34 protein-coding genes are annotated in these 20,585 nt (G+C 44.5%); 1 reads left to right on the top strand and 33 read right to left on the bottom strand.

The features are described 5' to 3' along the window. Nucleotides 1-4 precede the first annotated feature (4 nt). The 29 genes from rpmD to fkpA form a co-directional block, all read right to left on the bottom strand. Nucleotides 5-181, bottom strand: a complete 177-nt coding sequence (gene rpmD / locus OCU38_RS01165) for a 50S ribosomal protein L30 (protein WP_021712510.1) — start codon at nt 179-181, stop codon at nt 5-7. A 5-nt stretch (nt 182-186) separates the two neighbouring features. After that, the gene (gene rpsE / locus OCU38_RS01160; RefSeq protein ID WP_021712511.1) at nt 187-687 is read right to left on the bottom strand and encodes a 30S ribosomal protein S5; all 501 of its coding nucleotides are present in this window, start codon (nt 685-687) and stop codon (nt 187-189) included. Between the two features lie 14 nt (nt 688-701). Further along, a complete protein-coding gene (gene rplR / locus OCU38_RS01155) occupies nt 702-1,055 on the bottom strand; it encodes a 50S ribosomal protein L18 (RefSeq protein ID WP_021712512.1) in 354 nt (117 codons plus the stop codon). A 9-nt stretch (nt 1,056-1,064) separates the two neighbouring features. Beyond that, complete coding sequence (gene rplF / locus OCU38_RS01150) at nt 1,065-1,598, bottom strand: 50S ribosomal protein L6 (protein ID WP_261823467.1); 534 nt, start codon at nt 1,596-1,598, stop codon at nt 1,065-1,067. A gap of 10 nt (nt 1,599-1,608) precedes the next feature. After that, the gene (gene rpsH, locus OCU38_RS01145; RefSeq protein WP_021712514.1) at nt 1,609-2,001 is read right to left on the bottom strand and encodes a 30S ribosomal protein S8; all 393 of its coding nucleotides are present in this window, start codon (nt 1,999-2,001) and stop codon (nt 1,609-1,611) included. A gap of 29 nt (nt 2,002-2,030) precedes the next feature. Then, the gene (rpsN, locus tag OCU38_RS01140; protein ID WP_017029090.1) at nt 2,031-2,336 is read right to left on the bottom strand and encodes a 30S ribosomal protein S14; all 306 of its coding nucleotides are present in this window, start codon (nt 2,334-2,336) and stop codon (nt 2,031-2,033) included. Nucleotides 2,337-2,353: 17 nt separating this feature from the next. Then, nucleotides 2,354-2,893 carry a 50S ribosomal protein L5 gene (rplE, locus tag OCU38_RS01135; protein ID WP_021712515.1) on the bottom strand — a complete coding sequence of 180 codons (540 nt, stop codon included), beginning with the start codon at nt 2,891-2,893 and terminating at the stop codon, nt 2,354-2,356. A gap of 24 nt (nt 2,894-2,917) precedes the next feature. Next, nucleotides 2,918-3,235 (bottom strand): 50S ribosomal protein L24, encoded by a 318-nt coding sequence (rplX, locus tag OCU38_RS01130; protein ID WP_023402471.1) that lies wholly within the window; start codon nt 3,233-3,235, stop codon nt 2,918-2,920. 11 nt (nt 3,236-3,246) lie between these two features. Next, the gene (gene rplN / locus OCU38_RS01125; protein ID WP_006075569.1) at nt 3,247-3,618 is read right to left on the bottom strand and encodes a 50S ribosomal protein L14; all 372 of its coding nucleotides are present in this window, start codon (nt 3,616-3,618) and stop codon (nt 3,247-3,249) included. A gap of 164 nt (nt 3,619-3,782) precedes the next feature. Continuing rightward, on the bottom strand, nt 3,783-4,037 hold the full coding sequence (gene rpsQ, locus OCU38_RS01120; RefSeq protein WP_023402470.1) for a 30S ribosomal protein S17: 255 nt from the start codon (nt 4,035-4,037) through the stop codon (nt 3,783-3,785). Beyond that, nucleotides 4,037-4,228, bottom strand: coding sequence for a 50S ribosomal protein L29 (gene rpmC / locus OCU38_RS01115; RefSeq protein WP_021712518.1), 192 nt, complete (start codon nt 4,226-4,228; stop codon nt 4,037-4,039). Before rpmC ends, rpsQ begins: the two co-directional genes overlap by 1 nt. Then, on the bottom strand, nt 4,228-4,638 hold the full coding sequence (rplP, locus tag OCU38_RS01110) for a 50S ribosomal protein L16 (protein WP_017029096.1): 411 nt from the start codon (nt 4,636-4,638) through the stop codon (nt 4,228-4,230). The genes rpmC and rplP overlap by 1 nt, the downstream gene beginning before the upstream one ends. An 11-nt stretch (nt 4,639-4,649) precedes the next feature. Next, nucleotides 4,650-5,348 (bottom strand): 30S ribosomal protein S3, encoded by a 699-nt coding sequence (gene rpsC / locus OCU38_RS01105; protein ID WP_023402469.1) that lies wholly within the window; start codon nt 5,346-5,348, stop codon nt 4,650-4,652. A gap of 16 nt (nt 5,349-5,364) precedes the next feature. Then, nucleotides 5,365-5,697 (bottom strand): 50S ribosomal protein L22, encoded by a 333-nt coding sequence (gene rplV / locus OCU38_RS01100; protein WP_021712519.1) that lies wholly within the window; start codon nt 5,695-5,697, stop codon nt 5,365-5,367. A gap of 10 nt (nt 5,698-5,707) precedes the next feature. Next, on the bottom strand, nt 5,708-5,986 hold the full coding sequence (rpsS, locus tag OCU38_RS01095) for a 30S ribosomal protein S19 (protein WP_004736729.1): 279 nt from the start codon (nt 5,984-5,986) through the stop codon (nt 5,708-5,710). 19 nt (nt 5,987-6,005) lie between these two features. After that, a complete protein-coding gene (gene rplB / locus OCU38_RS01090) occupies nt 6,006-6,830 on the bottom strand; it encodes a 50S ribosomal protein L2 (protein WP_261823466.1) in 825 nt (274 codons plus the stop codon). Nucleotides 6,831-6,845: 15 nt separating this feature from the next. After that, on the bottom strand, nt 6,846-7,148 hold the full coding sequence (gene rplW / locus OCU38_RS01085; RefSeq protein WP_017029101.1) for a 50S ribosomal protein L23: 303 nt from the start codon (nt 7,146-7,148) through the stop codon (nt 6,846-6,848). Beyond that, a complete protein-coding gene (gene rplD, locus OCU38_RS01080; protein WP_023402467.1) occupies nt 7,145-7,747 on the bottom strand; it encodes a 50S ribosomal protein L4 in 603 nt (200 codons plus the stop codon). Before rplD ends, rplW begins: the two co-directional genes overlap by 4 nt. A 16-nt stretch (nt 7,748-7,763) precedes the next feature. Further along, nucleotides 7,764-8,393, bottom strand: a complete 630-nt coding sequence (rplC, locus tag OCU38_RS01075) for a 50S ribosomal protein L3 (protein ID WP_021712522.1) — start codon at nt 8,391-8,393, stop codon at nt 7,764-7,766. A 14-nt stretch (nt 8,394-8,407) separates the two neighbouring features. Beyond that, nucleotides 8,408-8,719, bottom strand: a complete 312-nt coding sequence (rpsJ, locus tag OCU38_RS01070; RefSeq protein ID WP_001181007.1) for a 30S ribosomal protein S10 — start codon at nt 8,717-8,719, stop codon at nt 8,408-8,410. 478 nt (nt 8,720-9,197) lie between these two features. Then, nucleotides 9,198-10,382, bottom strand: coding sequence for an elongation factor Tu (tuf, locus tag OCU38_RS01065; RefSeq protein ID WP_023404590.1), 1,185 nt, complete (start codon nt 10,380-10,382; stop codon nt 9,198-9,200). 150 nt (nt 10,383-10,532) lie between these two features. Next, nucleotides 10,533-12,626, bottom strand: coding sequence for an elongation factor G (fusA, locus tag OCU38_RS01060; RefSeq protein WP_261823465.1), 2,094 nt, complete (start codon nt 12,624-12,626; stop codon nt 10,533-10,535). Between the two features lie 139 nt (nt 12,627-12,765). Next, complete coding sequence (gene rpsG / locus OCU38_RS01055) at nt 12,766-13,236, bottom strand: 30S ribosomal protein S7 (RefSeq protein ID WP_023402463.1); 471 nt, start codon at nt 13,234-13,236, stop codon at nt 12,766-12,768. A 114-nt stretch (nt 13,237-13,350) separates the two neighbouring features. Continuing rightward, on the bottom strand, nt 13,351-13,725 hold the full coding sequence (gene rpsL, locus OCU38_RS01050) for a 30S ribosomal protein S12 (RefSeq protein ID WP_004399892.1): 375 nt from the start codon (nt 13,723-13,725) through the stop codon (nt 13,351-13,353). Nucleotides 13,726-13,919: 194 nt separating this feature from the next. Further along, the gene (gene tusB / locus OCU38_RS01045; protein ID WP_261823464.1) at nt 13,920-14,195 is read right to left on the bottom strand and encodes a sulfurtransferase complex subunit TusB; all 276 of its coding nucleotides are present in this window, start codon (nt 14,193-14,195) and stop codon (nt 13,920-13,922) included. Between the two features lie 3 nt (nt 14,196-14,198). Continuing rightward, the gene (gene tusC / locus OCU38_RS01040; protein WP_261823463.1) at nt 14,199-14,555 is read right to left on the bottom strand and encodes a sulfurtransferase complex subunit TusC; all 357 of its coding nucleotides are present in this window, start codon (nt 14,553-14,555) and stop codon (nt 14,199-14,201) included. Continuing rightward, nucleotides 14,552-14,944 (bottom strand): sulfurtransferase complex subunit TusD, encoded by a 393-nt coding sequence (tusD, locus tag OCU38_RS01035; protein WP_261823462.1) that lies wholly within the window; start codon nt 14,942-14,944, stop codon nt 14,552-14,554. The genes tusC and tusD overlap by 4 nt, the downstream gene beginning before the upstream one ends. A 1-nt stretch (nt 14,945) precedes the next feature. After that, a complete protein-coding gene (locus OCU38_RS01030) occupies nt 14,946-15,659 on the bottom strand; it encodes a helix-turn-helix transcriptional regulator (RefSeq protein WP_023402459.1) in 714 nt (237 codons plus the stop codon). 160 nt (nt 15,660-15,819) lie between these two features. Continuing rightward, entirely contained in the window at nt 15,820-16,617 is a 798-nt protein-coding gene (gene fkpA, locus OCU38_RS01025) for an FKBP-type peptidyl-prolyl cis-trans isomerase (protein WP_261823461.1), read from the bottom strand. A 375-nt stretch (nt 16,618-16,992) separates the two neighbouring features. On the opposite strand from fkpA, the gene OCU38_RS01020 reads away from it, so the two are divergent. Continuing rightward, nucleotides 16,993-17,235 (top strand): SlyX family protein, encoded by a 243-nt coding sequence (locus OCU38_RS01020; protein WP_261823460.1) that lies wholly within the window; start codon nt 16,993-16,995, stop codon nt 17,233-17,235. 104 nt (nt 17,236-17,339) lie between these two features. Here the strand turns inward: OCU38_RS01020 and slyD are convergent, their stop codons facing one another. From slyD to kefG, 4 genes are all read right to left on the bottom strand, one after another. Continuing rightward, on the bottom strand, nt 17,340-17,888 hold the full coding sequence (slyD, locus tag OCU38_RS01015; protein WP_261823459.1) for a peptidylprolyl isomerase: 549 nt from the start codon (nt 17,886-17,888) through the stop codon (nt 17,340-17,342). Between the two features lie 86 nt (nt 17,889-17,974). Further along, nucleotides 17,975-18,172, bottom strand: coding sequence for a YheV family putative zinc ribbon protein (locus tag OCU38_RS01010; RefSeq protein ID WP_040890843.1), 198 nt, complete (start codon nt 18,170-18,172; stop codon nt 17,975-17,977). Next, complete coding sequence (gene kefB / locus OCU38_RS01005) at nt 18,162-19,973, bottom strand: glutathione-regulated potassium-efflux system protein KefB (protein WP_261823458.1); 1,812 nt, start codon at nt 19,971-19,973, stop codon at nt 18,162-18,164. Before kefB ends, OCU38_RS01010 begins: the two co-directional genes overlap by 11 nt. Continuing rightward, nucleotides 19,960-20,556: a glutathione-regulated potassium-efflux system ancillary protein KefG gene (kefG, locus tag OCU38_RS01000; RefSeq protein WP_023402453.1), complete on the bottom strand. Its 597-nt coding sequence runs from the start codon at nt 20,554-20,556 to the stop codon at nt 19,960-19,962. The genes kefB and kefG overlap by 14 nt, the downstream gene beginning before the upstream one ends. Nucleotides 20,557-20,585: the final 29 nt, after the last annotated feature.

Here is a 20,585-nt window from a genome sequence, read left to right as displayed (position 1 = left end):
CTGATTACTCCTCAACTTTAACCATGTAGTAAACCTTGTTGATCATGCCGCGAATTGCAGGCGTGTCTTCAAGTTCTACCGTATGGTTGATGCGACGAAGGCCTAGACCACGTAAGCACAATTTGTGCTTAGGTAGACGACCGATTGAGCTTTTAGTTTGAGTTACTTTGATAGTTGCCATGGTGCTTACTCCGAAATATTTTCAACAGTTAGACCACGTTTAGCTGCAATCATCTCTGGAGATTTCATGCCGCTTAAACCATCAATAGTCGCGCGAACTACGTTGATAGGGTTTGTTGAACCGTATGCTTTCGCAAGTACGTTTCGAACACCTACAACTTCTAGTACTGCACGCATCGCACCGCCGGCGATGATACCAGTACCTTCCGCAGCTGGCTGCATGTATACTTTAGAGCCAGTGTGACGACCTTTCACCGCGTGGTGAAGAGTACCTTCATTAAGCGCGATCGTAACCATGTTACGACGAGCTTTTTCCATTGCTTTTTGAATCGCAGCAGGTACTTCACGAGCTTTGCCGTAACCGAAACCTATGCGACCGTTACCGTCACCAACTACTGTTAGTGCAGTAAAACTAAAGATTCGACCACCTTTAACCGTCTTAGCAACGCGGTTAACGGCGATTAGTTTTTCCGCCAAATCTGAAGCTTGTTGTTGTTCTTTAGCCATCGATCAACCCTACCTTAGAATTTCAGACCAGCTTCGCGAGCAGAATCTGCTAGCGCCGCTACTCGACCGTGGTATTGGAAACCAGAACGATCGAAAGCAACATTTGAAATGCCTTTTTCGATAGCGCGCTCAGCAATAGCTTTACCTACAGCTTTAGCAGCGTCAACGTTACCAGTGTTCTTAACTTGCTCACGGATCGCTTTTTCTACAGTAGAAGCAGCTGCGATAACCTCAGAGCCGTTTGGTGCAATAACCTGTGCATACACATGACGAGGAGTACGGTGTACTACTAGACGGTTCACACGAAGTTCAGCAATCTTACGACGTGCACGTGTAGCACGACGGATGCGAGATGCTTTCTTATCCATAGTGTTACCTTACTTCTTCTTAGCTTCTTTGGTACGCACATATTCATCTGCGTAACGAACACCTTTACCTTTATAAGGCTCAGGCTCACGGTAAGAACGAATGTTAGCCGCTGTTTGACCAACTAGTTGCTTATCAGCACCAGTTAGAACAATTTCAGTTTGGCTAGGACATTCGGCTTTAATACCCGCTGGCACTTCGTGCTCAACTGGGTGAGAGAAACCTAGAGTCAAGTTTACAGCGTTGCCTTTGATAGCAGCACGGTAACCAACACCCTTAAGAACCAGTTTCTTAGTAAAGCCTTCAGTAACACCAACAACCATGTTGTTTACAAGTGCACGCGCAGTACCAGCTTGTGCCCAAGCACCAGCTACACCTTCACGTGGACCGAAAGTTAGGTTGTTTTCTTCCTGAGAAATTACTACTGCGTTATTGAAAACGCTAGAAAGTTCACCCTTAGGGCCTTTCACAGTAACTTCTTGACCATTAATCTTCACCTCTACTCCAGCTGGAATAGCGACAGGTGCTTTAGCAACACGAGACATATTCTACTCCTTAAGCTACGTAGCAGATGATCTCACCACCAAGACCCGCTTTGCGAGCGGCGCGGTCAGACATAAGACCTTTGGAAGTGGACACTACAGCAATACCCAAACCACCCATCACTGAAGGAAGGCTGTCTTTATTTTTATAGACGCGCAGACCTGGACGAGAAACACGTTGGATTTGCTCGATTACTGGTTTTGCTTGGAAGTACTTAAGAGTAACTTCTAGCTCTGGTTTTGCTCCGCTTTCAACAGCGAAGTCTGTGATGTAACCTTCGTTTTTTAGCAAAGTAGCGATTGCAACTTTAAGCTTTGAAGAAGGCATTTTTACAGCAACTTTATTTGCTGACTGACCGTTACGAATGCGGGTCAGCATATCCGAAATCGGATCTTGCATGCTCATACGATTTACTCCAAATGATTAAGTGGCAATTACCAGCTAGCCTTACGAAGACCCGGAATCTCGCCTTTCATGCAAGCTTCACGAACCTTAATACGGCTAAGACCGAACTTACGTAGGTAACCGTGTGGACGACCAGTTTGGTTGCAACGGTTACGCTGACGAGATGCACTTGAATCACGTGGTAGAGATTGTAGTTTAAGAACTGCATCCCAACGCTCTTCTTCAGATGCGTTAACATCACTGATAGTGATTTTAAGCGCACGACGCTTTTCAGCGAATTTTGCTACTAGCTTAGCACGTTTAGTTTCGCGTGCTTTCATAGATTGTTTAGCCATAACAGTAACCCTTCACCTTACTTACGGAATGGGAAGTTAAAGGCAGCCAGCAGAGCTCGGCCTTCCTCATCGGTGCTCGCAGAAGTCGTGATAGTAATATCAAGACCACGAACGCGATCAACTTTATCAAAGTCGATTTCCGGGAAGATGATTTGCTCGCGAACGCCCATGCTGTAGTTACCGCGTCCGTCAAAAGACTTAGCGCTAACACCACGGAAGTCACGTACACGTGGTAGAGCGATGTTAATCAAACGCTCTAAGAAATCCCACATACGTTCGCCACGCAAGGTTACTTTACAACCGATTGGGTAGCCTTCGCGGATTTTAAAACCAGCAACAGATTTACGCGCTTTAGTGATAAGTGGCTTTTGACCAGAGATCGTTGCCATATCAGAAGCTGCGTTTTCTAGAAGCTTTTTATCGTTGATTGCTTCACCCACACCCATATTAAGGGTGATCTTTTCGATTCTAGGGACTTGCATGACGCTTGTGTAGCTGAACTCTTTGGTAAGTTCAGCGACTACAGACGACTTGTAGTAATCATGCAGTTTCGCCATAGTTCACTCCAAATTACTCTATTCTTAGTTAGAAACGGTTTCGCCGTTAGACTTGAAGAAGCGAACCTTCTTGCCATCTTCGAAACGGAAACCGATACGGTCTGCTTTACCTGTAGCTGCGTTGTAGACTGCAATGTTTGAAGCATCAATTGCTGCTTCTTGCTCTACGATACCACCTTGAACATTCATAGCCGGTACAGGCTTCTGATGTTTCTTAACAAGGTTGATACCTTCAACGATAACTTTACCAGTTGTCAGAACCTTAGTTACTTTACCTTTCTTGCCTTTATCTTTACCAGCAAGAACGATTACTTCGTCATCACGACGGATTTTAGCTGCCATTTTACTGCTCCTTATAGTACTTCTGGAGCCAGTGAAACAATTTTCATGAATTTCGCATTACGAAGTTCACGAGTCACTGGGCCAAAGATACGAGTGCCGACTGGTTGCTCAGTAGTGTCGTTCAACAATACACAAGCATTACGGTCGAAGCGAATGACAGAACCGTCTGGACGACGTACGCCTTTACGAGTGCGCACAACAACCGCCTTCAGTACATCACCTTTTTTAACTTTACCGCGAGGAATTGCTTCCTTCACTGTAACTTTAATGATGTCACCGATATGTGCATAACGACGGTGTGAGCCACCCAGAACCTTAATACACATTACCTTGCGCGCGCCAGAGTTATCTGCAGCGTCAAGTGTACTTTGCATTTGGATCATTGTTAGTGCTCCGCTAAATATTAAAAACTAGACCCTCTCGGGTCGGGCTGCCTCTTTAAAGGGATGCGAATTGTAACACCCTTTTACCCAATTGGGTAGGCAAAAAATAAGCGGCTCCCAAAAAATCCTGGAAGCCGCTTTAAGTTGTTAAAAACTAACGAAAATTAAACTTTCGCTTTTTTTACAACTTTTACCAAAGTCCAAGATTTAGTCTTAGACAGTGGACGACACTCTTGAATTTCAACGGTATCGCCTAGGCTACACTCGTTGTTTTCATCATGTGCGTGGATCTTAGTCGTGCGCTTTACGAACTTGCCGTAAATAGGGTGTTTAACCATGCGCTCGATAGCAACAACAATAGACTTATCGCCTTTGTCACTTACGATACGACCAAGTGAAGTACGGATTTTGTCGCTCATTATGCGCCTGCCTTCTCAGTCAATATGGTTTTAACACGTGCGATATCACGACGTACAGCTTTAAGAGTATGTGTTTGCTGTAGTTGACCAGTCGCAGCTTGCATGCGCAAGTTGAACTGTTCACGTAGCAAATTCAATAGCTCAGCGTTAAGTTCTTCAACGCTCTTTTCACGTAGCTCTTGTGCTTTCATTACATCACCTGCTTAGTTACAAATGTTGTTTTGATAGGCAGTTTACGTGCCGCTAGGCGGAACGCTTCACGTGCCAACTCTTCAGGTACGCCATTCATTTCGTACATAACCTTGCCAGGTTGGATTTGAGCAACCCAGTACTCAACGTTACCTTTACCTTTACCTTGACGAACTTCAAGAGGTTTTTCAGTAATCGGTTTGTCTGGGAAGATACGAATCCAAATTTGACCTTGACGTTTAACATGACGTGTCATAGCACGACGTGCCGCTTCGATTTGACGAGCAGTAATACGTCCACGACCAACAGCTTTAAGACCGAATTCGCCGAAGCTTACTTCAGTACCTTTAGCTAGGCCACGGTTACGACCAGTCTGAACCTTACGGAACTTAGTACGTTTAGGTTGTAGCATCTGTCGACTCCTTACTTACGGCCTTTACGCTGCTTCTTAGGCTTGTCAGCCTTTGGCTCTACTGCGTTAGCAGCTGGCATTCCGCCTAGGATTTCACCTTTGAAGATCCAGACTTTAATGCCGATCACACCGTATTGGGTGTGAGCCGAAGAAGTTGCGTAATCGATGTCAGCACGAAGGGTATGTAGTGGCACACGGCCTTCACGGTACCATTCAGTACGCGCGATTTCAGCACCGCCAAGACGGCCGCTTACTTCTACTTTGATACCTTTAGCGCCAAGACGCATTGCGTTTTGTACCGCGCGCTTCATAGCACGACGGAACATAACACGACGCTCTAGCTGAGACGCGATGCTATCAGCCACTAATTGACCATCTAGCTCAGGCTTACGTACTTCAGCGATGTTAATTTGCGCTGGTACACCTGCGATTTTAGCTACAGCTGTGCGTAGCTTCTCAACGTCTTCACCTTTCTTACCGATAACAACGCCAGGACGAGCAGTGTGAATAGTCACACGGATGCTCTTAGCTGGACGTTCGATAACGATACGTGAAAGAGACGCTTTTGAAAGTTCCTTAGTAAGGAACTGACGTACCTTGAAGTCGCCGTCTAGGTTGTCAGCGAAATCTTTGGTATTAGCAAACCATGTAGCATTCCAAGGCTTAACGATGCCAAGACGAATACCATTAGGATGTACTTTCTGACCCATTGCTTATCTCCTAGTCTTAAGCGTCTGCAACAACAATTGTGATGTGGCAAGAACGCTTCAAGATACGGTCGGCACGGCCTTTAGCACGAGGCATAATACGCTTCATGATAGGACCTTCATCTACGAAGATTTTAGCGACATTTAGATCGTCGATATCTGCACCTTCGTTATGCTCAGCGTTCGCGATTGCTGATTCAAGAACTTTCTTAACTAGTACAGCAGCTTTTTTGTTGCTGAAAGTTAGGATTTCTAGTGCTTGATCAACATTCTTGCCGCGGATTTGGTCCGCTACAAGGCGCGCTTTCTGTGGAGAAATACGAGCAAAGTTATGTTTAGCTAAAGCTTCCATCATCTACTCCTTATTTCTTCTTAGCTTTCTTATCTGCAGCATGGCCGCGATAAGTACGAGTTGGCGCAAATTCGCCCAGTTTGTGACCGATCATTTCTTCGGTTACGAATACTGGTACGTGCTGACGACCATTATGGACAGCGATGGTCAAACCAATCATTGTTGGGATGATCATTGAACGACGGGACCAAGTCTTAATAGGCTTTTTGTCTCCGCTTTCCACCGCTTTCTCTACCTTCTTCAGCAAGTGCAGGTCAATAAAAGGACCTTTCTTGAGAGAACGTGGCATGGCGATTCCTCTTTATAGATTACTTGTTACGACGACGTACGATGTACTTGTCAGTGCGCTTGTTCTTACGAGTCTTAAAGCCTTTAGTAGGCTGACCCCAAGGTGATACTGGGTGACGACCACCAGAAGTACGACCTTCACCACCACCGTGTGGGTGATCTACCGGGTTCATTACAACACCACGTACGGTTGGACGTACGCCGCGCCAGCGTGAAGCACCAGCTTTACCTAGTTCACGTAGCATGTGCTCAGAGTTACCAACTTCACCGATCGTTGCACGACCTTCAGAAAGAACTTTGCGCATTTCACCTGAACGTAGGCGTAGAGTTACATATGCACCATCGCGAGCGATGATTTGTGCGTATGCACCTGCAGAACGAGCAATTTGTGCACCTTTACCAGGCTTAAGTTCAACACAGTGTACAGTTGAACCTACTGGGATGTTGCGCATCGGCAGAGTGTTACCTGCTTTGATTGGCGCATCAACACCAGACTGGATTGAATCTCCAGCTGAAATACCTTTTGGTGCGATAATGTAGCGACGCTCACCGTCTGCGTACAGAACTAGAGCAATGTTTGCGCTACGGTTTGGATCGTATTCTAGACGCTCAACTTTCGCTGGAACACCATCTTTAGTACGTTTGAAGTCAACTACACGGTAATGATGTTTGTGACCACCACCGATGTGACGTACTGTGATACGACCGTTGTTGTTACGACCACCATTCTTAGAGTTTTTCTCTAGAAGTGGAGCGTATGGCTTACCCTTGTGTAGGTCAGCGTTAACAACTTTAACTACGTGACGACGACCAGGGGAAGTCGGCTTACATTTAACAATAGCCATTCTTAACTACTCCTGTTATTCCGCACCGCCAACGAAGTCAAGATCTTGACCTTCTTTCAAGGTAACGTAAGCTTTTTTCACGTCTGAACGACGGCCTTCACGCATACCTTGACGTTTGGTCTTACCCTTAAGAACAAGAGTATTTACAGACTTAACTTCAACTTCAAATAGCTTTTCTACAGCTGCTTTGATCTCTTTTTTAGTTGCATCTTTTGCTACTTTGAAAACGATAGTGTTCGCTTTCTCTGCAGCCATAGTTGCTTTTTCAGAGATATGTGGAGCACGTAGAACTTTTAGTAGACGCTCTTCAGTGATCATGCCAGCATCTCCTCAACTTGCTTCACTGCATCAGCAGTAATTAGAACCTTGTCGAACGCGATTAGACTTACTGGGTCAATACCAGCAACGTCACGTGCGTCAACTTTATAAAGGTTACGAGCAGCTAAGAATAGATTCTCATCTACTTCACTAGTCACGATTAGAACGTCGTTAAGCTCAAGATCTTTAAGCTTAGCTACTAGCTCTTTTGTTTTTGGTGCTTCTACTGAGAAGTTATCAACAACGATTAAACGTTCTTGACGTACAAGCTCAGAAAGAATGCTTTTCATAGCACCGCGATACATTTTTTTGTTTACTTTTTGGCTGTGATCCTGTGGTTTCGCAGCAAAAGTAACACCACCTGATCGCCAGATTGGGCTACGAATTGTACCAGCACGTGCACGGCCAGTACCTTTTTGACGCCATGGCTTAGCGCCACCGCCAGATACTTCAGAACGAGTCTTTTGAGCACGAGTACCTTGACGAGCACCTGCTGCATAAGCAACAACTACTTGGTGTACAAGAGCTTCGTTGAAGTCACGTCCGAAAGTAGTCTCGGAAACAGTTAGTGCATCAGCACCTTTAACCATCAATTCCATTACTTACTCCTAGACGTTATGCTTTAATAGCTGGTTTTACGATAACGTTGCCGCCGATTGAGCCTGGTACTGCACCTTTAATAAGAAGCAGATTGCGCTCAGCGTCAACACGTACGATCTCTAGGTTTTGAGTCGTTACACGCTCAGCACCCATGTGACCAGCCATTTTCTTGCCTTTAAATACGCGACCTGGAGTTTGACATTGGCCAATTGAACCTGGTGCGCGGTGAGACAAGGAGTTACCGTGAGTCATATCTTGAGTAGAGAAATTCCAACGCTTAACAGCGCCTTGGAAGCCTTTACCTTTAGAAGTACCAGTAACGTCTACTTTTTTTACTTCATTGAAAAGTTCTACGTTTAGCTCAGCGCCAACTTCAAACTCTTCACCGTTTTCTAAACGGAATTCCCAAAGACCGCGACCTGCTTCAACACCTGCTTTCGCAAAGTGACCAGCTTCGGCTTTATTAACGCGGTTAGCTTTCTTAGCACCAGCTGTAATCTGGATTGCAGAATAACCATCAGTATCAAGAGTACGAACTTGTGATACACGGTTGTTTTCTACTTCCACTACAGTTACTGGGATAGAAACGCCTTCTTCGGTAAATACGCGGGTCATACCCACTTTACGTCCGACTAGACCAATCATTCTTCTAATCTCCCTTAACCTAGGCTGATTTGAACATCAACACCAGCAGCAAGGTCTAGACGCATAAGAGCATCTACAGTCTTGTCAGTTGGTTCTACGATGTCGATCAAACGCTTGTGTGTACGAATTTCATACTGGTCACGCGCGTCTTTGTTAACGTGTGGAGAGATAAGAACAGTGAAACGTTCTTTACGAGTAGGTAGTGGAATAGGACCACGAACCTGCGCGCCGGTACGTTTTGCTGTTTCAACGATTTCCGCAGTTGAAGCATCGATTAGTTTATAATCGAAAGCTTTAAGGCGGATACGAATACGTTGGTTCTGCATGAGACAGAGCTCCAATTAATAATTAAATACACAAACAATATCGCCACTCACTCTTAAATTAATAAGGGAATGCCGATTGATTTATGTGAAACCGTAGCTTCCAAAATCAGGAAGCATTGTCAGCTAATTTTCGATTAACTTATAGCATAAAGCTAGTTTATTAATTGTATTAACCGCGAACATAAGCTGAGTATACGTTACCTAGGTTTCCCTAGCTCCTCAGTGCTCATTGGTTCACAACCGACTTAAGTCAGTGCGAAGGATTATACAGATCGTAGAGGGGGATGCAAGAGGTGCGCGAAAATTAATCGTAATTTACACAAAGCCACTAAAAACTGGCATTAAAAAGCGCCCTTCCCTGTACTGTTTTCTCTATTTCTTGTTTCTCTATTTTTCGCATAAAAAAAAGGGAAGCCTAAGCTTCCCTTTTAAATGCAGTTTCTTCTGACGAAGAAGTGTGCAAGATTTTAACTAAATATTAGTCAAAGATCTTAGCAACAACACCAGCACCAACAGTACGGCCACCTTCACGGATTGCGAAGCGTAGACCTTCGTCCATTGCGATTGGAGCGATTAGCTCAACAGTCATTTGAACGTTGTCACCTGGCATTACCATTTCTACGCCTTCAGGTAGAGTGATATCGCCTGTTACGTCAGTTGTACGGAAGTAGAACTGTGGACGGTAACCTTTGAAGAAAGGAGTATGACGGCCGCCTTCATCTTTTGAAAGAACGTATACTTCTGACTCAAATTTAGTGTGTGGGTTGATTGAACCTTTAGCAGCAAGTACTTGGCCACGTTCAACGTCATCACGCTTAGTACCACGTAGTAGTGCACCAACGTTCTCACCAGCACGACCTTCGTCAAGCAGTTTACGGAACATTTCAACACCAGTACAAGTAGTAAGAGTTGTTTCTTTAATACCAACGATTTCTACTTCGTCACCTACGCGTAGGATACCACGCTCGATACGACCAGTAACAACAGTACCACGACCTTGAATTGAGAATACATCTTCAATTGGTAGTAGGAACGGTTGGTCAACAGCACGCTCTGGAAGTGGAATGTAAGAATCTAGTGCTTCTGCAAGCTCAACGATCTTGTCTTCCCACTGCTTCTCGCCGTTTAGTGCGCCAAGTGCAGAACCTTGGATTACTGGAAGATCATCTCCTGGGTATTCGTACTCAGAAAGAAGTTCACGAACTTCCATTTCTACTAGTTCAAGTAGTTCTTCGTCATCAACCATGTCACATTTGTTCATGAATACGATGATGTAAGGAATACCAACCTGACGGCCAAGTAGGATGTGCTCACGAGTTTGAGGCATTGGACCATCAGTTGCAGCAACAACTAGGATACCACCGTCCATTTGAGCAGCACCAGTGATCATGTTTTTAACATAATCGGCGTGTCCTGGACAGTCTACGTGTGCGTAGTGACGTTCTGGAGTATCGTACTCTACGTGAGAAGTAGCGATTGTGATACCGCGCTCACGCTCTTCTGGAGCATTATCGATAGATGCGAAGTCTTTAGCTTCACCACCGTATACTTTTGAAAGAGTAGTACAGATAGCTGCAGTTAGAGTTGTTTTACCGTGGTCAACGTGGCCGATAGTACCAACGTTTACGTGCGGTTTCGTACGTTCAAATTTTTCTTTAGACACGATCGTGTTCCTTCCTAGTTATGATTCGCCGCGACCGAACATAGTCGAGGCGCGCCAGAATTTGCTATTTTAAGCATCAAACGCCTTTAGCGCAATATTTAGGCGCACTGATTTTAAAAAATTCATCAGCTCTATTTAGCGCCTAAATGATTAACCACGCTCGGCAATAATAGCATCAGCCACATTCTTCGGCACTTCAGCGTACTCACTAAACTCCATAGAGTAAGAAGCACGGCCTTGTGTCGCTGAACGTAAGTCAGTTGAATAGCCAAACATGACAGACAATGGCACCTGCGCACGGACAACTTTAAGTCCTGCAGTTCCGTCTTCCATGCCTTCAATAATGCCGCGGCGACGGTTTAAGTCACCTACTACACTACCCATCCAGTCTTCTGGCGTGGTTATTTCAACTTTCATCATTGGTTCAAGGAGAACTGGTTGTGCATCAAGTGCACCTTCCCTGAACGCCATTGAGGCAGCGATTCTAAACGCTATCTCACTTGAGTCGACATCATGGTAAGAACCATCAACTAAGGTCGCTTTGACATCCTGCATAGGATAGCCAGCAAGCACACCATTAATCATTTGCTCTTCGATACCTTTCGATACCGAACTGATGTATTCGCTAGGAACTACACCGTCCACAATATCGTTCACAAAAACAAAACCTTCGCCCGGTTCTGATGGCTCAAGCTCAAGCCATACGTGACCATACTGGTTACGTTCACCTTGACGAATAAATTTACCTTCAACTTTGGTCTTGCCACGAATTGCTTCGCGGTAAGCAACCTGAGGGTTACCTACGTTACAACCAACGTTAAATTCACGCTTCATACGGTCAACGATGATATCTAAGTGAAGCTCACCCATACCAGAGATCAAGGTTTGACCTGTTTCGTTATCCATTTCCACGTGGAAAGAAGGATCTTCGGCAGCTAGCTTCTCTAAAGCGATGGCCATTTTATCTTGGTCTGCTTGAGATCTAGGTTCTACCACAATTTGAATTACAGGGTCAGGGAATTCCATACGTTCTAGAATCACCTTGTGATTCTGATCGCACAATGTATCACCTGTTGTCACATCTTTTAGGCCGATAACGGCCGCGATGTCACCTGCGTAAACTTCTTTCACTTCTTCACGCTTGTTCGAGTGCATTTGTACAATTCGACCAAGACGTTCTTTTTTCTCTTTAACTGAGTTGTAGACTGTTCCAGCCGATTTGACAACACCAGAGTAAACGCGCATGAAGGTTAAGGTACCTACAAACGGGTCTGTTGCTATCTTAAATGCTAATGCAGAAAACGGTTCTTTGTCGTCGGCATGACGCTCAACAACATTTTCGTTTTCATCAACACCTTGAATTGCCGGCACATCAACAGGTGATGGTAAGAAATCAACAACTGCATCAAGTACTGCTTGTACACCTTTGTTTTTAAAGGCACTACCACAAGTTGCAAGTACAATTTCGTTGTTAAGAGTACGGATACGTAGACCTTGTTTGATCTCAGCTTCCGTTAACTCACCTTCTTCAAGGTACTTATCCATCAGCTCTTCGTTAGCTTCAGCAGCAGCTTCTACTAAGTTAGTACGCCATTCTTCAGCAGTTTCAAGCATATCAGCAGGGACATCTTCATAAGAGAAAGACATACCTTGATCAGCTTCATTCCAGCTGATGCGCTTCATCTTGATCAGGTCTACAACACCTGCAAATTCGTCTTCAGCACCAATGTTTAATTGGATAGGCACTGGAGTTGCGCCAAGACGCTCTTCAATTTGATCGACAACGCGTAGGAAGTCAGCGCCTGTACGGTCCATTTTGTTTACGAACACTAAACGAGGAACATGGTACTTATCCGCTTGACGCCACACTGTCTCAGATTGAGGCTCAACACCCGATGCGCCACAGAAAACGACAACGGCACCATCAAGTACACGCAATGAGCGTTCTACTTCGATAGTAAAGTCAACGTGTCCAGGGGTATCGATAATGTTGATGCGATGATCTTGGAATTGAGCTTCCATACCGCGCCAAAAGGTGGTGGTCGCCGCAGAAGTGATAGTAATACCACGTTCTTGCTCTTGCTCCATCCAGTCCATGATAGCTGCGCCGTCATGAACCTCACCAATTTTATGAGAGAGACCGGTATAGAATAGAATACGCTCACTTGTGGTTGTTTTACCTGCATCTACGTGAGCTACGATACCGATATTACGGTAGCGCTCAATAGGAGTTTTACGAGCCACGATTCTATCCTCTTATTAGGGACTATTAATGTTTTAAAAATATGGGCTTTTAAAATATGAATAGACCCTATTTTTCCTTTCTGAAAAATAGAGAAATGCAGCGAGCAAGGCTCGCTGCATTAAAGGTCTTACCGAGGGATTACCAGCGGTAGTGAGCAAACGCTTTGTTAGCGTCAGCCATGCGGTGAACGTCTTCACGTTTCTTAACCGCAGTACCTTTGTTCTCAGACGCGTCTAGCATTTCAGCAGCTAGGCGTTGAGCCATAGATTTTTCACCACGCTTGCGCGCAGCTTCAACCAACCAACGCATAGCAAGTGCGTTACGGCGAACCGGACGTACTTCTACAGGTACTTGGTAAGTTGAACCACCTACACGGCGAGATTTAACTTCTACCGCTGGGCGAACATTTTCAAGAGCTTCTTCAAATACAGCTAAGTGGTCTTTACCAGACTTCTCAGCCATAACTTCTAGTGCAGTGTAAACAATTTTTTCTGCAGTAGATTTTTTTCCGTCAACCATAAGGATGTTAACGAATTTTGCCAGCAATTCAGATTTGAACTTAGGATCTGGAAGGATCTTACGCTGACCAATAACGCGACGACGTGGCATAGGAATTTCTCCGTTGTCTTCTTCAGGTTATCCAAAACTTTACAGTTTCTTCAAAATTAATATGTAATTTTAATGTTTGGCCTTACTTAACGCTTCTTTATGACAAGAAGGGCATTAAGACTTAGGACGCTTCACACCGTACTTAGAACGACCTTGTTTACGGTCATTTACGCCTGCACAGTCAAGTGCACCACGAACAGTGTGGTAACGTACACCAGGAAGGTCTTTAACACGACCGCCACGGATAAGAACAACACTGTGCTCTTGAAGGTTGTGACCTTCACCGCCGATGTACGAAGTCACTTCAAAGCCGTTCGTTAGACGAACACGGCAAACCTTACGAAGTGCTGAGTTAGGTTTTTTTGGTGTAGTTGTGTAAACACGAGTACATACACCACGTTTTTGTGGGCACGCTTCTAGTGCAGGCACGTTGCTTTTAACAACTTGCTTTGCACGTGGCTTGCGTACCAACTGGTTAATAGTTGCCATTAACTAGCTCCTGATTACTTAAAATAAGCTTTGTGAAAAATCTAAGCCCTATCACACTAGTGCAATTAGGGACGCGAAATTCTATTCGGGGACGGGAGGGGTGTCAAGAAATATACAGATCTTTTTTAACATCTGAGCCGATCCGCGACAGATCGATACTATATTCGCTATCTAGAATAGTTTTTAGGGGGTATTTACCAAGTTAAGGATTTACTGTGCTCTGCTGTAAGGTCAACAAAACCGGCAAAATCGACACATTCAATATGCACCGCGCACACTGCTTCTAATCCTCTTGCGCTCACATCAGGCTGCAACGCCTTAATGGTCACTTGTGCAGGCAAACAAGCATGCAATTTATGCTTAGGATTGATGGCATACACCGCCTCTTCAACCAGCAATATACTGTCTTTATCTAACACATACGAAGATAGAGTCTCTACAAAGTGCAGACGAGTTACTATGTGCAACATAATTTAAAACCTTAATACCACATCGCAAGCGGCCAGTTTTTGGGCGATTTCAGTACCGCTGAGTAACCGCGCATCCAAAAATAGGTCATCCGCAGAAAAGCCAAATTCTTGAAGGCTAGTCTCACAGACAAACAGATCTTCTACCTCATATAAATCCAGCAGTCGAAATGCTGAGATATAGTCACGGCTCAGTATTGATTGCGGTTGTTGATGCTTCAATAACTGACTAATGCCATCACCAATAAAAAACAGCGACAGGTTTTCACTGTAAGCTGAGGTAGCTAATACGGCATCCAGTGCTTCACGCCCACTGGCTGTCGTGTGTGGTGAGGTAGTAAATACAAAGGCAATACTTTTCAAAACTGCACTACCCTATCTTGACTCAATAGTGACTCAGCTAAACTGCCTAATCCAGACTGCTCAAAACCGTCAGCAAGATTAGACTGTGCTAACTGGTGTTGCTCGGCTTCTTGTTGCCCGACCATACCTCGGCGCAAGGCAGCCGCTACACATGTTTGCAATAACACCCCATGCTCTGCTGCCAACTGCTGCCACGCTGAAACCAAATCAAATTCGTCATTGGCAGGCACAGTTAAACCGTTACCGTTAGTCACGCCTTGTTGGTAAAAGAAAACATTCACTAAACGGTGCCCTTTTCCGATCAAGGCTTTGGCAAACTGATAAGCATTCAAACTTGACTGCTCACCATATACCTCACCATTCACCACTAAGGTGTACGTTAAGCTCAAATTACTCGTCCTCAGTCTTACGCTGACGAATATACAAATATACGGTATGTTTTGAGATGTTTAAGCGATCGGCCACACTACTGATAGCATCTTTAATATCAAAGATGCCTTTGTCGTACAGCTCCATGACGATTTGACGGTTTTTAGTGTTATTCGACACCATTTTATCCGCGTTCACTTCATCAATGGTACGTTCAACCGTTTGATCCACCAGCTCTTCAACATCACTGGCAAAGTTCACCGATGAAGCCGCTGCTTGCGCTTCTTCGGTTGGCATAAAGGAAGTCAGCACTTGCGAGAAAGGAGCATCTAGATTGACATTGATACAAAGAAGCCCAATCACTCGATTATCACCATTGCGAATAGCCACAGTGATCGATTTCATTAATACCCCACCCTTAGCGCGAGTAAAGTATGAGCGAGAGAAGTTTCTTTCTGAACCCTCAATGTCTTTTAACATTTTAAGAGCAAGGACGGTAATCGGAGAACCGACCTGACGACCGGTGTTTTCGCCATTGGCTATGCGAATAGCCGAAGTGTTGAGATCTTCTAATGAGTGCAGAACAATTTCACAAAACTGTCCTATCAAACTGGCAATACCATCAACCACAGCTTCATACGAGCGTAGGATGATTTTGTCGTGCTCTGTAAAAGGCTTGATATCAACAGAATCCAACTCTAATAGCGATTCAGCATCAATAATTTCAGTGTTCACGTGTCTATCCAGTTAACATTTCAAATAATAAGTTAAAGTTTATCAGATTATTTGAAAAAAGAGAGGGCTAGCTGAATTAACACTTTAATATTCTGATCTAAATCATAAACAAAATGCAAAAAACCGAGGCAAGCCTCGGTTTTATATAGCCTATTTACTATTACTTAGTAGCAGGCTGTGCAGCTGGAGCTTCAATACCTAGTAGCTCAACTTCAAACACTAAAGTAGAGTTTGCAGGGATAGCAGGAGACTCTTGGTCGCCGTATGCTAGCTCTGGTGGGATAACAAATTTGTATTTAGAACCCACTTTCATAAGTTGCAGACCTTCAGTCCAACCAGGAATCACACGGTTAAGTGGGAATGTTGCTGGTTCGCCACGGTCGATAGAGCTATCGAACTTAGTGCCGTCAGTTAAAGTACCTGTGTAGTGAACTTTAACTACGTCAGTTGCTTTAGGAGTCGCGCCGTCACCTTGTTTTTCAACTTGGTAAAGGATGCCAGAATCAGTTTTGGTTACGCCATCTTGCTTAGCAAAATCAGCACGGAAATCTTCGCCAGCTTTCAATGCTGCTGCTGATTTAGCCGCGGCTTTTTCAGCCATTTTCTTGCTAACGCGAGCGTCTAGACCTTCAAGAACAGTACGGATTTCATCTTCTTTAAGACCAGCGTTACCGGCAAATGAATCTGTAATACCTTTCAGTACCATTTCGTCGCTAAGCTCAATACCAATCTCTTTTGGTTTCTCTACACTTGCTTTTAGGTAAGTTGCAAATGAAACGCCGATTGCGTATGCCGCTTTATCGTCGTCAGATTTAAATTGCATTGCGCTAGCTTCTGCTGGAGCGGCTGCTTCAGTTGCAGCTGGGGCTGCGTCTGTCTTTGGTGCTTCTTCTTTTTGACAACCAACTGCTAGGGCAACTGTTGCTGCAAGCAGAGAAAGTTTTAGCATTGATTTCATTTATTTCTCCAAATCATGGCGTAGCCATTGCTATAAGCACTATTAGGTGCAAATTGTTTCCGTTAATATTTTATTAAAATTAACAAATTACAGGTCAGTGTGCGAATTATAATTACGCCTACACAACCTTTAATTGTCATTTCTAAGTAAAAATGTGTGAGATAGGGACTTAGACCCTACTCTTTAGATTAGTTCCCTAGTAAACAAGTTAAATCACTTGATTGGCTTCTATAACTGTTTATTTCCTGCCAACCCTACGGGTATTTGTGGCTATTTCTCTGTCAGTATTCAGCTATAGGATTGGGATATAGAGATGAAGGCACAGGTAATCTAAGGTAAACTGCACGCCGTTATCGATTTTATAGGCTCAATGCAATGTCAGATGCAACAGAGGTTTCAATACTAATTCAACAACTTAACCAGAAAATTGATGATCTTGAGTGTAAAGCGGCATTCCAAGAACAAACCATCGATGAACTCAATGATGCGTTAAGCCAGCAACAGTTACTGATTTCAAGAATGCAAACGCAAATGAAATACGTAGTAGGTAAAGTGAAAAACATGGATACCTCTAACCTTGCTGATCCATCAGAAGAAACCCCACCGCCACACTATTAATACCTATTTTGTGATAAAGCCTGTAAAACGAAAAAAGCCTCCGATTAGGGAGGCTTTCTAAATTACGTCTAAGTGATTTAACTTTTAGTAGTTAAAGCAGCAGTCTAGTGGTTAGAGCAGCAGTCGTCGCCTTTACCACACTCACCTTTACCACCACAGCATTCATGATCGTCATGGTCATGAGCACCTTCTCTGTGGATATGGCCGTGGGCGATTTCTTCTTCTGTTGCTTCACGAATAGCCACTACTTCTACGTCAAACGTTAGAGTTTGACCTGCTAGCATGTGGTTACCATCAACAACAACTTCGTCGCCGTCAACTTCTGTAATTTCTACAGGGATTTGACCTTGGTCTGTATCCGCTAAAAAGCGCATGCCGACTTCTAGTTCATCTACACCTTGGAATACATTAGCAGGAACACGTTGCACCATAGCGTCGCTATGCTCACCGTATGCTTCTTCAGGGCTTACAGTCACGCTGAACTTGTCGCCAACTGCGCGGCCAGCAAGTGCTTTTTCTAAACCAACTACTAGGTTGTTGTGTCCGTGTAGATAATCCAATGGTGCATCCACACCGGCTTGATCAACAACTACGCCTTCTTCAAGCTTAACTTGATATGCAAGACTTACTACTGAGTTATTGTCGATTTTCATAGTCACTCCAAAAAGTTGGTTATTCAACTGTTCAAAAAAGAGGCGCAATAATACAGACTAACCTTTGCCATGGCTAGCGCTTAATTCTATTCTGGTTTAAAGATCCCAATCATATCCTGATCTTTTGCTTTTTGTTGCTTTTCTGCCGGCAAGCGAGGCTGTTTATAATCACAACTCACACATTCTACCCATTCGATATTATTCACTTCCCACCAGCGCAAGCTATCCATATCGTGACATTCTGGGCATTCGGCGCCGGCAATAAATCGTTTTCTAGTTTTCATCATTTCTATTCCAGTAATTGCTCGACTGACGTTCGTTTTCTATTTCTCGACCGAAGATCTCTTCTAGCTCTTTACGCGCTTCTTTAGCTCGCAATGCCAAATCACTTTCATCACTATGCTGAGGCAACAACTCTTTCAGCATGGTGTTATCTAACTTATTAAAATGCTTGGCGGCGCGAGTGGCTTGGTGAGGGTGCATACCTAAAGCGACCAACAATTGTCGTCCTAAATCTAGTGCGCCCAGAAAGGTCTCTCGCGAATAACCTGGTACGCCATGATTGAGTAATTGATAGGCTTCTACGCGACTGCGTGCTCGAGCAAAAACTTTTAAATTAGGAAAGTGTTGCTGGCACAATTCAACGGTGCGAATGATCTCATCAGGGGCATCGGTACACAGCACTATCGCTTCTGCATTTTCAGCGCCCGCCGAACGCAATAAGTCAATATTGGTCACATCTCCAAAATAGACTTTATAGCCAAATTTACGTAATAGTTTTATCTGGCTTGGGTCGCTTTCTAAGATAGTCAGCTTTACTTTATTGGCGTACATCAAACGGCCGATCACTTGTCCAAAACGACCAAAGCCTGCCACGATAACTCGCGGCTCTCGATCGCGTACCTGTTCGTGAGATTCAGCTTCATCACTGCTATTAATGCTGCGAGAGTAAATCCACGACTGTACTTTTAATATTAGCGGCGTGGTCACCATAGACAGGCTGACCACCACCAATAAAAAGCTAGCCACAGAATTAGATAACAAACCCAGTGCTAGGGATGCAGTAAAGATAACAAAAGCAAACTCGCCTCCTTGACTTAAAATTGCCGCCATTCGACTGCGCGATTTAGACTTGATGCCAAATAGGCGCGCCAGTACATATAAAATCAGCCCTTTGGCGGTGACTAACCCAACCACAGTTGCCAGAATCAATGCTGGATTTTCAAACAATAAGCCTAGATTGACCGACATCCCCACCGAGATAAAAAACAGCCCTAGCAATAGACCTTTAAAAGGCTCAATAGTGATTTCTAGCTCATGTCGGTATTCACTTTCAGCCAACAACACTCCGGCTAAAAATGTACCTAACGCCATTGATAAACCAAGATGTTGCATGGTTACCGCAATGCCAAAGACCACCAGCAATGCCGCGGCGGTAAATAACTCACGCGTTCCAGTGGACAGTACGAATCGAAACAAGGGTCTAAGTAAGAAATGACCAGCAACTAACAAGCCAACCACAGCTAACAATGTCATCCCTACATCAGCCCAATTACCGGCTACCCCTCCTGCCAATAAAGGCAATAAAGCCAACATAGGAATCACCGCGATATCTTGGAACAGTAATACCGCAAATCCTGACTGGCCGGTTTCACTTCCCGCTAACCCTTGCTCATCAATCACTCGCAGTGCAATGGCGGTTGATGACAACGCCAAGCCCATACCAATGGCAATACTGCTCATCCATGATTGGCCCAATAGAAATGCCACCATAGAGATAAACAGTGTCGATATAAGCACTTGAGCTCCGCCTAAGCCTAAAATAGGGATGCGCATCGCCCACAGTTTTTTAGGATTCAGCTCCAAGCCAATTAGAAACAGTAGCAGCACCACCCCAAGCTCAGAGAAGTGCAAAATGGCGTCGACATCATTAATTAAAGACAGTCCCCACGGGCCAATCACCACTCCCGCCAGCAGATAACCCAATACCGAGCCAAGCCCCAATCGTTGCGCCAAAGGCACAGCGATAACGGCGGCGCCTAAAAACAACACACTGCTTTCTATGAGTTCATTATTTAGCGCCATTACTGCCCCCTTCTACATCTGCTTGCTCAGCCAGAGGATTTGCCAACCATTGTCGATATTGCAAAGCATGTTGCGCACGCTCGGTGTCAGGAATCGTACGTGACCAGTATAAAACCATAGGTTCAATCCAATGCATCTGACACAGTAAAGCGGTCAACTCAAACGGTTGTAATATCTGCTCTAGAGGGTATTTATTATAGCCTTGGGGAGAGAAGGCTGACTTTTGCCCTCCGGTCGTAATCACACTGCGCCAATGCTTTCCTTGCAGCGCACAGTGAGAGCCAAAAGCAAATCCTTTATCCAATACACGATCCATCCACTCTTTAAGCAAGGCAGGGCACGAATACAAAAACATAGGGTGTTGAAACACGATGACATCGTGCTGTAGCAGGCGTTGCTGCTCTAACGCGATATCAATAAAAAAGTCGGGATATTCAGCGTATAAATCGTGAACAGTGACATTGGGCAATTCTTTGATTTGATCAATCATGCACCGATTAGCCACCGAGCTATCCGGTTCAGGGTGAGCGTATATCACCAACACTCGAGGGACACTTGAGGGGTAAGCAGACAGCTTTGTCATTCCTTGACACTTTCCTTAACTGTTACATT

The organism is Vibrio neonatus, from assembly GCF_024346975.1.
Classification (GTDB): Bacteria; Pseudomonadota; Gammaproteobacteria; order Enterobacterales; family Vibrionaceae; genus Vibrio; species Vibrio neonatus.
This window is presented reverse-complemented; position numbering and strand designations above follow the sequence as displayed.